Source organism: Enterococcus sp. AZ063, from assembly GCF_051715045.1.
In the GTDB taxonomy this organism is placed as follows: Bacteria; Bacillota; Bacilli; order Lactobacillales; family Enterococcaceae; genus Enterococcus_D; species Enterococcus_D casseliflavus.
This window is the reverse complement of the sequence record NZ_JBIOTA010000001.1, coordinates 1,423,972-1,436,795: the sequence shown is the minus strand read 5'-3', so window position 1 is coordinate 1,436,795 and position 12,824 is coordinate 1,423,972. Positions and strand designations below refer to the sequence as shown.

The window sequence follows — 12,824 nt, the reverse complement described above, 5'->3', positions numbered from 1 at the left end:
ATCAAAGAGTGAAAACTTTGCTATAATTTTGCCAAAAAATCGACATTTATCCAAAATTTTCATAACATCATGAAAAAACAAAGTTGTTATTTGAAATATTCTTCTATATGATTGAACCGAATGTAAGAAAGGGTGATTAAATGCACATAGACAAATTATATTTTTCCACCTTTATTTATAAAATGAGCTGCTTAGAATTTACTTACTCTCTCATTCGATCCAATGAGAAAAAAGTCGAATTATCCGAGGAAGAACAAGCAGAAATTGAATGGATCATCAATTCTGCGCTCCATCGAAAACTCTACGCCTCTCGCAAAAAGAGTCTTTTTTCCTCAAAAATAAAATTGTCGAAAGAAAGTTATTCTATGTATTTGCGAATGAAGAAATACGAACACATGATAGACCTCTAACCGTTAAAACACATAAAACAAACGCATTCCTTTAGACAGTTACTCAGAAGGTTGCCGATCCCATCTTTTTTAATAAAAAAAACATCATCCAGTGAATTGGAAATAGCAAAACTTGCCTTTTTCGTATAAAATTAGAAAGAACACGAAAGAGTTGTCTTTCATCAAAACAGTCAATGTGACTCTTTTGACCTTCAAGACTCGGAAAGGAAGTTTTTGTCATGGATGGGATGATGAAAAAAATCATTACGGAGAAGGATTTATTACGTCAGATCCTTCTCTTGGAACAACTGGCGAATCACAAAATGATCACTGCCAAGCAACTAGCAAAATTGATCGATACGACGGAGCGAACCGTTTTTTCCGATCTAACCTATATTCGCCAACAATTGCCTGATGGTTGGCAGATCGAAGCTGCCAGTAGTGGCTTTGCTCTGACCCATGATGGGCCATTGTTGATGAGTCAGCTCTGGGAAACGTTTTTCCCTCAATCGATCGGTGTTTCTTTGATGAAAGCATTGCTTTTTTCCAGCGAACTCCGTACGCAAGATATTCTTAGCCAAACAGGGACATCCTATGAGACCTTGCGACGACATGTGACAAAATTAAACAAAAGTCTCACTGATTTTTCGTTGCGGATTCGGATCACCAATCGCATGATCCGCTTTGAAGGAAGTGAGATCAACATCCGTGTTTTTTTTCATCGCCTGTTACTGCCATACACCCATAATAATTACTTTTTTGAGGAATATACGATTCATGAGTCCCACTATTTTCATTTCTTGGATCGCTTAGCAAAAGCCAAGCTGCAGATCGAAGTGGAACAAATCTACGGTACCTGCTGGTTTTTTATCAATACGATTCGCATCAAAGCCAATTGCCGTATCGATTCCTTTGAATTTCAAGGGGACGATCCCCTTTATAGCCTTTTCCAACAGCCATTAAGCCAGCTGTATCAAAAAGAAGGCGTTTATTTAGAACGCAGCGAACACTTCTTTAGCTTCTACTGCTTCTTAGAAAGTTGGAACTACAATAACGACTGGTCCGCAACGATCCAAGCAACCCTTGAATCCTACCAAACTATTTATCAGAAAACGACCCATTTTGTTGGAAAACTAGACCGCTTGTTGCAGTTGTCTTTAGCTAGTGATACACAACTGATTGAGAATCTACTGTTGCTTTTGATCAAATCGCAAGAGTCAGCCAAGCTCTCAGAATTGTTCGGGCTAGAATTTCACGAGATCCAACGGTTAAATCAACCCTATTCGCTATCGATCGAAGCGACGATCCATGACTTTTTAGAAGAGCAAACAGCCAGTCAATCGGAAATGAGTTTTCCATTATGGTCAACCACCACCTTACTGATCCAACAAGCGATTTTACAAATCAATCCCATTCGCGCAAAAGGATATTTTGTTTTCCAAGGTGAGCCTGCCTGGAAAGCTTATCTCCTGCAAGAATTGAATGACTTCCTCGGTGCCCGCATCCTTTTATCGGCGATCGAGCCTGGTCAACTAGAAGCGTTGGCGAAAATCGAGGTTGATTTTATTCTCTCAAATTTCCCTTTAGAGGAAGTATCTGTTCCAGTTTTTTACTTATCGATGGTACCAACGAAAAATGAGCTCAATCAAGTGACTGAGCTCATCCAAACCTATTATTTAAGTTATCACTAGAATCATCAAGCTGCCTTTATTGTTTCACTGGGGCGGCTTTTTGCCGTCCTTGCAGCTTGTTTGTAATAAATTTCTCACCTTCGACGACTGCGAAAAGGAGTGCGCCGTTAGCAGCGATACTCAACTGCTGCATCAAGGTCAAAGAACCGATCCCTAAAAGCTGGTGCCCAAGAGGGGTTAGGAAAATCGCTGCCTGCAATACGATCAGCAGTGCCAGGGAGACTAAGAGTGCTTTATTGGCAAAGAGTTGGCGATTCAAGGCTGGCTTGACCAGCTCCCGACAGTTCAACAAGTAGACTGCTTGAGCAAAGACGATACTTTGCAGTAGCATGCTTTGCTGAAGGACCGTTCCTTCAAACTGAATCGCTAAGACGTAGGAAGGAATCATGATCAACAGCGAGACGTAGAAGATGCGGAACAGACTGTACCAAGATAAGATACCTTCTTTGATTTGCCGTGGTGGTCGATTCATGACATCCGCACTTGCCTTTTCAAAACCGAGTGCGTAAGAAAGCGTGATGGTTGTCACCATATTTACCCATAAAATTTGGACAGGTGTTAGTGGCAGTGGTCGGTTCAACAAGAGTGCCGCAATAACGATCAATCCTTGGGCAACCGCAGTTGGTAAGAAGAAGTTGATGGTTTTCTTCAAATTATCGTAGATTCGACGACCCACTCGGACGGCATTGGCGATCGTATGAAAATTATCGTCTGCCAAAACCATATCGGCTGCTTGCTTGGTTACTTCACTGCCCTTGATCCCCATAGCGATCCCAATATCGGCTTTTTTCAGCGCTGGTGCATCGTTGACGCCATCACCGGTCATTCCGACGATCTCTTCATTCGCCTGCAAGGCACTAACGATCCGTAATTTATGCTCTGGGGTCGTTCGAGCAAAGATATCTGTCTTTTGGACGGCTTGCTGCAACTCTTCCTCCGACAGCAGATCGATTTCTAACCCTTCCAACACGTGATTCGTGTGCTTCAAGCCAATTTGCTTGCCGATGGCTTGAGCGGTCTTGCCATGGTCTCCTGTGATCATTTTGACTTGGATGCCCGCTTGCAAGCACTCTTTTACCGCTTTGATGGCACTGTCTTTCGGAGGATCAATGATACCAGCGATCCCGACAAAGGTTAAATTGGTTAGCCCTTCGTGGGACAAGGACTCCTGTGCCGACAGCGTCAGATGCGCAAAGCCGATCAGCCGCTGCCCTTTCGCTGCTAATTTTGCACTTTCATCTAACCACCATTGCTTTTGATCTGAAGTCAGTTGGCTTTTCTCAAGCAACACTTCGGGCGCACCTTTGACAAACACTACCGAGGCATTCGGCTCTTCTTGATTTTGATGGCGTGTTGCCATGTACTTGTAAGAGGAACTAAAAGGAATTTTATCGACTGTTTTACGCAATGGTTGCTGCGCTGATTCTGCGTATTGTAACAAGGCTTTTTCGGTTGGATTTCCAACGAGTTCAGCCGCCTTTTGTCCTTCGTCTTGCTTCAAATCTTGACAATTTGCCATGATATCAAGCACCGTTGCTTTATCCACGTTTGACTCAACTAAGACATCGACGACCGTCATTTCATTTTTGGTCAAGGTTCCTGTTTTGTCTGAACAAATCACCGTCATGGCACCTAGTGTCTCTACTGATGGCATCGTTTTGATGATTGCTTGCTCCTCAGACATTTCCTTGACACCCATCGATAAAATCATGGTCAGCACGGCTGGCAAGCCCTCAGGAATCATCGCTACCACTAAGGCGATACCTGATGAGAACAAGAGATCAAGATCAAAGCCGTAGCGGAAGGTAGTAAAGAAGATCAAGAAAACCACTAATCCGATAATGCCTTTAAAGATTTGGTGATTCAATTGCTTCATTTTTTTGATCAACGGGGTTTCTTGCGCTTTCACAGACTGAATCGCTTGATTGATCTGGCCGATTTGCGTATCGTCGCCTGTTTCAACGACGATCCCGCTGGCAGTTCCGCTTTCTACATGGGTACCAGAAAACGCCATGTTCCGCTGGTCACCAATCGTACTTTCTTGAGTAATAGGCTCGGTCATTTTTTGAACAGGCTCAGATTCGCCAGTTAAGATAGACTCTTCAATCACAAGATCATGGGTTTCGATCAAGCGCATATCTGCTGGTACGACATCTCCTGGTCCTAAAACGACTAAATCTCCGTTTACTAAGGAAGAAACAGCAATTTTCTTCTTGCGGCCATGAACATAAATTGTTGCTTCTTGCCCCATGAATTGCTTCAACCCATCCAGTGACTCTTGGGCTTTACGCTCTTGCCAGTAGCCGACTAATCCATTGATGACGACGACCGCCATAATAATGCCGCTTTCGATATAATCACCCGAAACCCCTTTTAAGACGGCTGCGACGATTAAGACCAACATCAGTAAGTCTGTAAAATGCTTGCCGACTTTCTTCCATGTAGGGATCTGCGCTGCCTCACTAATTTTATTTTCACCTTGCTTTGCTAAACGCTGGTTGCGTTCTTCGGAGGAAAGGCCCTGCCGTGTTGTTTGCAACGTATGTAATAGTTCTTCTGTTGTGTTTTTGTACCAATTCATATTTTTTTCCTCCTTGTTTATTTATTTGATCTGAACATAGTATAAGACATTAAAACCATAAAATTCTGGCGATAATTTCAGTGGAGCCTGAAAAAAATGAGTGTTTTTATTAAAGGGGAAGGGCGGCTTCGTCCCGTGGTTTCACAAAACCAACAGAAAACGTTTGTTGATTGTTTTTGCAGGTGGAATCAAGTAAACTAAGACACACCCAATCAATTGCTATCTGTCCCCATCATCCAAAGGTAAGATAGAAGAAAGGAGCCAAATAAATGGCAATCTATACCGATACAAAAATCGCTCAAGGACCTTTTCTTTTCATTTCTGGTCAAACGCCGTCGCAAGACGGAGCCACACCTGAGGACCCGCAAGAGCAAACAACCATCGTTTTGAAAAAGATCGAACAGCTACTATCAGCCAATCAGTTGACTTGGTCATCAGTGGTCAAAATGACCGTCTTTTTAACAGATGCTGCCTACTTAGCTGCTGTCCGTACGGCGTTTACAACTATTTTGGCAGAAAACAAACCAGCCATGAGTCTCGTAATTGTTGCCGGCTTGGTTGCCCCTGAATTTAAAGTAGAGATTGAAGCACAAGCTACCTTGGCTTAAGCACAGAGAGAAACACCAAAAAAACTTCGTACAAAAGGCAGTAGCCAATACGAAGTTTTTTTGGTGTTATCTTCTTATTCAGTCCTATTTGAAGCGTCTGATTCAGTCTTTTTTTGCCACTGTTCCACAAAACCAGCGATGGCTTGAGCAGTCTGTTGAGCATTCACTAAGGTCCGCTTTTTCTCCATCGCTTCTGTCAACGAAATCGGACCTTGCTGGATACAAAAGACGGCAGATAGTAGTTGCGATAGTTTTCCTAGATCGTCGCTTCGGGAGCCGCAGATGGCAACAACTGGGACCTGATATTTGTGGGCGAGCAACGCGACGCCATAGGGTACTTTTCCCCCAGCGGTTTGCCCATCGATGCGTCCTTCACCCGTGATCAACAAATCTGCTCCTTTGATTTTTTCCTCAAACCCAACCAATGAAGCGATCGTCGCAAATCCTGGAACCAATTGACCACCTGCCAAACGAACAGCACCACCAAGCCCACCTGCCGCACCAGCACCAGGGACTTCCAGATCGATCCCCGTGGTCCGCTTGATGTGCTCAGCCAAACGCTTTGCCTGCTGATCCAACTGCTGGATCGTTTCTTGGGATGCCCCTTTTTGCGGACCAAAAACCTGCGCAAATCCCTGATTGCCAAAATAGGGATTCGTTACATCGGCTAATGCAAGTAGGTCAATTTGTGCAAGCAGAGGGTTCAACTGGCTGAGCGCCAGAGATTCTGCTTGCAGCAAAGGATTGTTTTCCATCCGCTCGTTTCTTTGAATGGTTGCTCCTAGCGCAAGTAAAAAGCCTACACCCCCATCAGAAGTGCCGCTACCGCCAAGGGTCAGGTAAATTTTTTTCACACCTTGCCTGCAAGCTGCTAAGACCATTTGGCCTAAACCAAAAGAAGAGCTATTGCGGGTGGTCTCGTCACTAGGTTCCACGAGTTGCAACCCAATCACTTCTGCAGATTCAATCAGGGCAATTTTTTCTTCCTTGATTTTTGTGACCAACATACGGGCTTGCAACTTACCGCCTAATGGAGCGGTCACTGAAACCGTTTCGTAATTGCCTCCCAGCGCAGCAATGACTGCTGCCATTGACCCTTCTCCCCCATCAGCGATTGGGATACTGCGTGTTTCCCACTGGTCTGAAAACCCGCTTAAGACCGCTTGATTTAGTTCTGCGGAAGTGGCACTTCCTTTGAAGGAATCGATCGCTGCTACAACTTTCAATTTTCTACCTCTCATTTACGATCATCTCTTTCCCAAAGATTGGAATACTTCGCCTTATAATCAACTTTTAGTTAATTAAATCAACCAAAAATTAACTAGCAATCCATTGTAAGTCATCTCTTATCCTCTTATGATAGAAGTATACCAAACAAACCTATCGGAGGTGCACTATGGACTTACCAATTGGCGAGGAAATCGCTCGGAGAAGAAAACAACGAGGTATTACCCAGCAAGAATTAGCAGTGTTTATGAATGTGTCCAAAGCATCCGTTTCGAAATGGGAAACGGGACAGTCTTATCCAGATATCACCTCGCTGCCCTTATTAGCCGCGTATTTTGATTGCAGCGTCGATGAATTATTAATTTTGGACTCGCAGCTATCCCCTAAAGAGATCCAACGCATCTATCAATTACTAAAAGACGCCTTTCAAACAAAAACACCAAGCGAAGTCCTCGCGCTGGCACAAAGTTTTACCAAACGGTATTACTCTTGTTACCCGTTCTTGTTACAGATGGGCTCCTTTTACTTAAATCATTGGGATCTTTTGCCAGATGTCCCTGTAGCAGATAGCACAGAAGGGCACCCCTCTGAAGAAGCCTTGATGGAAGCGAAGAAAACTACCTATTTGAAAGAAGCAGAAATCCTTTATCAACGGATCATTGCGCATGGTGACAATGCGTTGGCACAACAAGCGCAACAAATCGAAGCCTATTGTCTGCTGATGAGAAACAAACCCGATGAGGTTTTGGCGATCCTTGGCACGAAAACTCTCTCTTTTTTACCTAGGGAACCGTTAATTGCCGCCGCATTTCAGCAAAAAAATCAGTTGCAACAAGCTGAGATTGTGACGCAAAGTGCGATTTACCAATACTTGATTCTTTTTATGAGCTTACTGACAAATTATTTGGCAATGCTCACACAAGACGAGGAGCAACTGGAAAAAACCTTTGCACGTGGGCTGGCACTCAGCGAGAGCTTCCAACTGGCCCAGCTGCATCCCCTCTCTTTACTAAATTTTCTAGCCGCTGGAATGGTTTCTTTTGCCGCTTTAGGAAAAGAAAGCTTATTGCTGCAAGCATTAACGCTGTATGTCAAAACACTAGCAGACACGCCTGAGGAAATCGTTTTGAAAGGAGACGATTATTTCAACAGCATCGATGAGTGGATCAGCGAATTAGAATTAGGCAGTCAGATCCCGCGGAACTCAGACAATGTCAAAAAACAATTTCTCGAAATCGCGCAGTTCACACCATTATTTGAACCTTATCTGAAGCAACCACTATTTGAAGAATTATTTCAGCAGCTGCAAAAACTGTCCGAACAAGAAAATGAGCCACAAAGGAGGGCTTCACATGAATAGTGTTTCACTAAATATACCAGAAAATATGTCTGATTATTTGCCCGTACTGATCCCCTTGATTGTTTTGCAATTGGTCCTGATCATCTTGGCGGTTCGCGATATTTTAAAACAAGAACAGTTTAAATTTGGCTCCCGTATTCTTTGGCTTTTCATCGCCTGTTTTGTTAGCCTGATCGGTCCTATCCTTTATTTTGCTTTCGGAAAAGAGGACCAACAATGAAGATGATCGAGATTAACCATTTATCCAAGCGTTTTGGGCGCAAACAAGTGCTGCAAGACCTAACCTTTTCGGTTCCAAAGGGCAGCGTTGTGGGGTTTGTCGGGGAAAATGGTGCTGGCAAAACAACGACCATGAAGGCAATTTTAGGATTGCTCCCCATTGATGAAGGCGAAATCACCGTTTGCGGCGAAGTGGTGCAATTCGGCTCAGCCAAGACCAATCGCTGGATCGGCTATTTACCAGATGTACCGCAGTTTTACTCGTTTATGACAGCTGTAGAATATTTGACTTTTTGCGGAAAGATCCAGCCCAATCAAGAACCTTTTCAGCCTCAGCGGGTGATGGAAGTCTTAGCGTTGGTAGGCCTGGAAGCTTCGAAACAAAAAATCGCTGGCTTTTCTCGAGGCATGAAGCAGCGTCTTGGATTAGCTCAAGCATTGATCAACCGACCAGCTATCTTGATTTGTGATGAGCCGACCTCTGCACTCGATCCTTTAGGTCGCAAGGCCTTTCTTGATGTATTGGCTAAAATCAAAGAAGAAACGACAGTTCTTTTTTCATCCCATATTCTCGCAGATGTCGAGCAGCTGTCAGATTACATTGCGATTTTGCACAAAGGCCAGATCCAGGCGTTTGAACCGATGGATTCCTTAAAAAAACATTATCGAAAAACCGCCTTTGGGATCGTCTTTACCAACGAAGGTGACCATTCGAAATTTGCCAATCTGTTAGCATCCCACGGCATTGCGGCAGAAAGAAAGAACAATCAATTACTGATCGACGAAACTGCCGACACGAATGTTGGAAAGCAGTTGCTGCGATTGCTCAATGAACTACAGATAGTACCTGAATCCTTTCAACGGATCGAACCGACTTTAGAGGCGATTTATTTGGAGGTGATCAAATGAAGGTGTTTCTTGTTTTCTTAAAGAAAGAATTTCTCGGTGGTCTTCGCAGCAAAAAACTGCTGATTTGTTTGATTCTGTTTGCGCTGATTGGTATGCTCTCTCCCTTTACCGCGAAAATCATGCCCGATTTGATGGCCAGCATGATGCCAGAATCGATTGAGATCACGATCGCTGATCCGACTGCGATCGATGCATGGCTGCAGTTTTACAACAATATTGGAACGATTGGTCTGTTGGTATTTGTAGTTCTTTTTACCGATACGCTCTCTGCCGAAATAGCCCAAGGGACCTTTATTCAGCTGATTACGAAAGGATTACCGAAAACGACGATCGTCTGTGCCAAAGCTGGCTATTTAACGATTCTGTGGTCTTTGAGTTACCTCCTAAGTGCCAGTGTCAGTGCTTTTTATACGATGATTTATTTCGATGACTCCAGCGCTGCCCAAGTCCCTAGCGCATTGTTCAACTATTGGCTGTTTGGTTTATTAGCGATCAGCATCCTGCTGCTAGGTTCCAGCTTTGCTAAAAGTATCTATCAAGGACTGTTGTTTATTGGCGCTTGTTATCTGATCGGACTGTTAGGTAGTTTGTGGAGCCAATTAACAAATTGGAACCCTTATTCTCTTTCTAGCCAATTTCCTAACTACTTAACCAACCAAATCAAACTAGGAGAACTGATGCCAGCGCTGCTGCTGAGTTGCTTATTGATCATCAGCTGCCTAGCGGGGGCTATTGCTGTTTTGAGAAAAAGAAACTATTAAAAAACCATCGGTGCAAATGTTGTACTGACCTCCTGTAGGTAGACGTTTCGTCTAACTCTTGGGGGTCACTACCTGTTGCACCGATGGTTTGCTTCTGCTAGTTTATTCTAGTTCTGCTGTTTCTTGAACGTTCACTGCTTTTTTTGCCTGTGTTTTTTGCTCGATCCGCATAAAGAAGCGCATGAAAAAGGCAATCAAATAGATAGAGAAAGCGGAAATGAGGGCTTCTTGCCAAGAAAAAATCAGGAGATTCAACAAGATGATGATCAGATTGGTTAAGAAGACACCACTAGACTTTCGAATGCCATAGTATTTTTCCAAAATCAGCGGCGGAATCGTGACCCCACCATTGGAAGCACCGATTTTATAAAGTGAAAAAATACCGAAGCTAAAGAAGAAACTACCTAAAATCAAGGAAACAGAATAAAAACGCAAGAGCATGATCTCTGGTAAAAGCGCCAGAAGAACGGGAAATGCCAGACTACCGATAACCGTATTGACAAAGACCTCTCGCTTTAAAAGCAAAAATGCCAACGCCAGCATCAATAAATTAATCCCCCAGACAACGATATGACGATTGATCGACCAGCCGGTTTCGATCAGGTAGCCGATCGACCCGACACCAGCAGAAGCAATACTGTGAGGCAAAAGGAAAAAGTTTAATGCGATGCAGATCCACAGCACCCCAAGCAATAAAGCAAGATTTTTTTTGATAAGTGATTCCATCAACGTTCTCCTTTCAATCTGGCAACTAATTTAATGGATAAAAGCTTCTGTCTATTCTATCAAAAAAAGCTCAAAAGAAAGAACCATTTTTTTCATGAAAACATGAAAAAAATGATTCTGAACTTCAAGAAAGCATGTTGGTTTTCATCACAAATGCACAGGCTTTAGGCTGTATAGGAGTGATACATCGCAAGCATTTCTTCTGCGACTGCTTCTTGCCATCCCCCTGGCTGTACCGTGCATTCTTCCATTGATGGCAAATGAACAAAGCGAACAGCCAACTCTGAGCCTACAATCAATTGGTAGGACATTAAGCGATTTTTTTGCTGCAAGAGCAGCTGATGCTTTTTCGGGGAAAGGGAAAGATCAGTTGCGGACACCAATTGCTTTAATGCCTCTGGATGACAAAGGTTTCTTTCTGGTGCGACACTGATCAATTGGCTGACCTCTGCTAATTTCATCGCCTCGATCACCCGCAGCGTTGCCCGCGGATCATGGATATCCGTCAAAAAAACCGACTGGCAACCTTGCAATGCTCGAACGAGTCGTCCTAAATCGAGAAAGTCACCATCAATGATCGTCTCACGCGCAGCATCAACCTGTTGCAAACGCTCCGTTGCACGGCGGGCATAGAGTACGAGTGGTCGATTGGTTCTTTCCAAAAGTATTTGCCGTGATCGCTGACCGATCGTGCCAGCAGCACCTAAAATCGCAAGTCGTTTCATAAGCTCCCTTTCATTTTTGAAAAATTCAAGCCTCGTTCTTTGAGTAGAAAAAATGGCTTGTCATAAAGTCTGGTTGATGAGATTGGCTTTGCGTTGACGCAGTCGTTCTTCAGTCGGCAGAACATGCTCGTCGTAATGTTCCAATTTGTATTCTAAACGTTCAACAGCTTCCGTCATATCTGAGATTTTCTCCCGCAAAACTGCAATTTGTTCGGCTAACAGCTGCTTGCGCTCAGGAACCGTCCCTCGCCCTTCTTCAAATAAAGCCAGGTAATGACTTAGCCCATCAATCGATAGTCCAGCGTTGCGCATTTGTCTGGTAAAGGTGATCCATTTTAAATCATCTTCATCGAATTCACGAACGCCATTTTTGTTGCGTTTGACTGCCGGGATCAGCCCAATTTTTTCATAATAACGGATGGTATCAGCTGAGACACCGCTCAGTTCACTGACTTTTTTGATATTCATGGCTTCACTTCCTTGTTTTGCGTTTTTTCCTAGATCGTTTTGTATGCTACGAGCCAGAAGCCCTTTTGTTACTCGTTATTCCGCTCCTACCACTGCATGAGGCAAGTAAGGCTCTTCCAAATACGCAATCTCTTCGGCAGTCAGCTTTAGATCAAGGGCAGGTAATGCATCTAATAAATGGCTTTCTTTTGTTGCGCCGATAATTGGTGCGACCACTTGTTCTTTTTGTAATAACCATGCCAAGGCGATTTGCGCCCGTTTGCTTTGGTGTTTGTCAGCGATCTGTGCGACCCGCGCCACGATCTCTCGGTCTTGTTCCATCGTTTTGTCGTACTTTTGATTGGCGGTTTTATCCGTTAAGTACCGTTTAGTCTCTGCACCCCAATCTCTTGTTAACCGTCCAGCAGCCAATGGGCTATATGGCGTCACGGCAATTTTTTGATCGGCACACAAGGGCATCATTTCCCGCTCTTCTTCTCGATAAAGCAAGTTCAAGTGATTTTGCATCGAAACAAATTTGGTCCAGCCATTTTTTTCGGCGACTGCTTGTGCTTTGGCAAATTGCCAAGCGTACATCGCAGATGCGCCGATATAGCGTACTTTTCCAGAAACTACCAAATCATGTAATGCCTTCATGGTTTCTTCAATTGGCGTGTGGTAATCCCAACGATGGATGATATACAAATCAATGTAGTCCATTTGCAGGCGTTTTAAGCTTTGTTCGACTTGATAAAAAATCGCTTTTCGGGATAAGCCTCCACTGTTAGGTCGCTGTTTCATTTTAGAATATAGTTTTGTGGCAACCACGATCTCATCCCGGGGCGCAAAATCGTTCAATGCTCGACCGACGATTTCTTCGCTCGCTCCATAAGAATAGACATTTGCCGTATCAAAAAAGTTGATGCCCAGATCCAAGGCTTTTTTGATGACTTCACGACTGTCGTCTTCTTCTAACACCCACTCATGAAACCCGCTGTTGGGATCGCCAAATCCCATTGTCCCTAAACACAAAGGTGACACATCAAGTCCTGTATTGCCAAATTTTACATAGTCCATTTTTACGTCCTCCTGTTTTTTTAAGTTACACTAAGCATACAGGTTGAAGTGCACTCTAAGTCAAGCGAATCTATAAACTTTTTTTTATTTTACTGTCAATTGAC

The 12,824-nt window shown here is 43.7% G+C and carries 12 protein-coding genes; 6 read left to right on the top strand and 6 right to left on the bottom strand.

Translation table 11 applies throughout. The features are described from left to right. Positions 1–628 precede the first annotated feature (628 nt). Positions 629–2,080 (top strand): helix-turn-helix domain-containing protein, encoded by a 1,452-nt coding sequence (locus IGK61_RS06550; RefSeq protein WP_074535665.1) that lies wholly within the window; start codon positions 629–631, stop codon positions 2,078–2,080. 16 nt (positions 2,081–2,096) lie between these two features. Here IGK61_RS06550 and IGK61_RS06545 read toward each other — a convergent pair whose 3' ends face one another. Beyond that, positions 2,097–4,661 (bottom strand): HAD-IC family P-type ATPase, encoded by a 2,565-nt coding sequence (locus IGK61_RS06545; RefSeq protein ID WP_438844773.1) that lies wholly within the window; start codon positions 4,659–4,661, stop codon positions 2,097–2,099. A gap of 269 nt (positions 4,662–4,930) precedes the next feature. Here IGK61_RS06545 and IGK61_RS06540 point away from each other — a divergent pair, with 269 nt between their 5' ends. Continuing rightward, entirely contained in the window at positions 4,931–5,269 is a 339-nt protein-coding gene (locus IGK61_RS06540; RefSeq protein ID WP_074535663.1) for a RidA family protein, read from the top strand. Positions 5,270–5,343: 74 nt separating this feature from the next. On the opposite strand, the gene IGK61_RS06535 is transcribed toward IGK61_RS06540, so the two are convergent. Continuing rightward, the gene (locus IGK61_RS06535) at positions 5,344–6,495 is read right to left on the bottom strand and encodes a glycerate kinase family protein (RefSeq protein ID WP_074535755.1); all 1,152 of its coding nucleotides are present in this window, start codon (positions 6,493–6,495) and stop codon (positions 5,344–5,346) included. A gap of 170 nt (positions 6,496–6,665) precedes the next feature. Between IGK61_RS06535 and IGK61_RS06530 the strand changes: the two genes are divergently transcribed. From IGK61_RS06530 to IGK61_RS06515, 4 genes are read left to right on the top strand one after another with little or no spacing between them, the layout of a single operon-like run. After that, on the top strand, positions 6,666–7,856 hold the full coding sequence (locus IGK61_RS06530; protein WP_074535662.1) for a helix-turn-helix domain-containing protein: 1,191 nt from the start codon (positions 6,666–6,668) through the stop codon (positions 7,854–7,856). Further along, positions 7,849–8,076 (top strand): PLD nuclease N-terminal domain-containing protein, encoded by a 228-nt coding sequence (locus IGK61_RS06525; protein ID WP_010747962.1) that lies wholly within the window; start codon positions 7,849–7,851, stop codon positions 8,074–8,076. The genes IGK61_RS06530 and IGK61_RS06525 overlap by 8 nt, the downstream gene beginning before the upstream one ends. Then, the gene (locus tag IGK61_RS06520; RefSeq protein WP_438844772.1) at positions 8,073–8,984 is read left to right on the top strand and encodes an ATP-binding cassette domain-containing protein; all 912 of its coding nucleotides are present in this window, start codon (positions 8,073–8,075) and stop codon (positions 8,982–8,984) included. Before IGK61_RS06525 ends, IGK61_RS06520 begins: the two co-directional genes overlap by 4 nt. Further along, complete coding sequence (locus IGK61_RS06515; protein WP_074535660.1) at positions 8,981–9,745, top strand: ABC transporter permease subunit; 765 nt, start codon at positions 8,981–8,983, stop codon at positions 9,743–9,745. The genes IGK61_RS06520 and IGK61_RS06515 overlap by 4 nt, the downstream gene beginning before the upstream one ends. A gap of 102 nt (positions 9,746–9,847) precedes the next feature. Here the strand turns inward: IGK61_RS06515 and IGK61_RS06510 are convergent, their stop codons facing one another. The 4 genes from IGK61_RS06510 to IGK61_RS06495 all read right to left on the bottom strand — a co-directional run bounded on the left by IGK61_RS06510 (position 9,848) and on the right by IGK61_RS06495 (position 12,720). Then, positions 9,848–10,471, bottom strand: a complete 624-nt coding sequence (locus tag IGK61_RS06510; protein WP_016610336.1) for a YitT family protein — start codon at positions 10,469–10,471, stop codon at positions 9,848–9,850. Positions 10,472–10,635: 164 nt separating this feature from the next. Further along, entirely contained in the window at positions 10,636–11,196 is a 561-nt protein-coding gene (locus IGK61_RS06505) for an NAD(P)H-binding protein (protein WP_074535659.1), read from the bottom strand. Positions 11,197–11,256: 60 nt separating this feature from the next. Continuing rightward, the gene (locus IGK61_RS06500; protein ID WP_074535658.1) at positions 11,257–11,664 is read right to left on the bottom strand and encodes a MerR family transcriptional regulator; all 408 of its coding nucleotides are present in this window, start codon (positions 11,662–11,664) and stop codon (positions 11,257–11,259) included. Between the two features lie 75 nt (positions 11,665–11,739). Continuing rightward, the gene (locus IGK61_RS06495; protein ID WP_005225721.1) at positions 11,740–12,720 is read right to left on the bottom strand and encodes an aldo/keto reductase; all 981 of its coding nucleotides are present in this window, start codon (positions 12,718–12,720) and stop codon (positions 11,740–11,742) included. Positions 12,721–12,824: the final 104 nt, after the last annotated feature.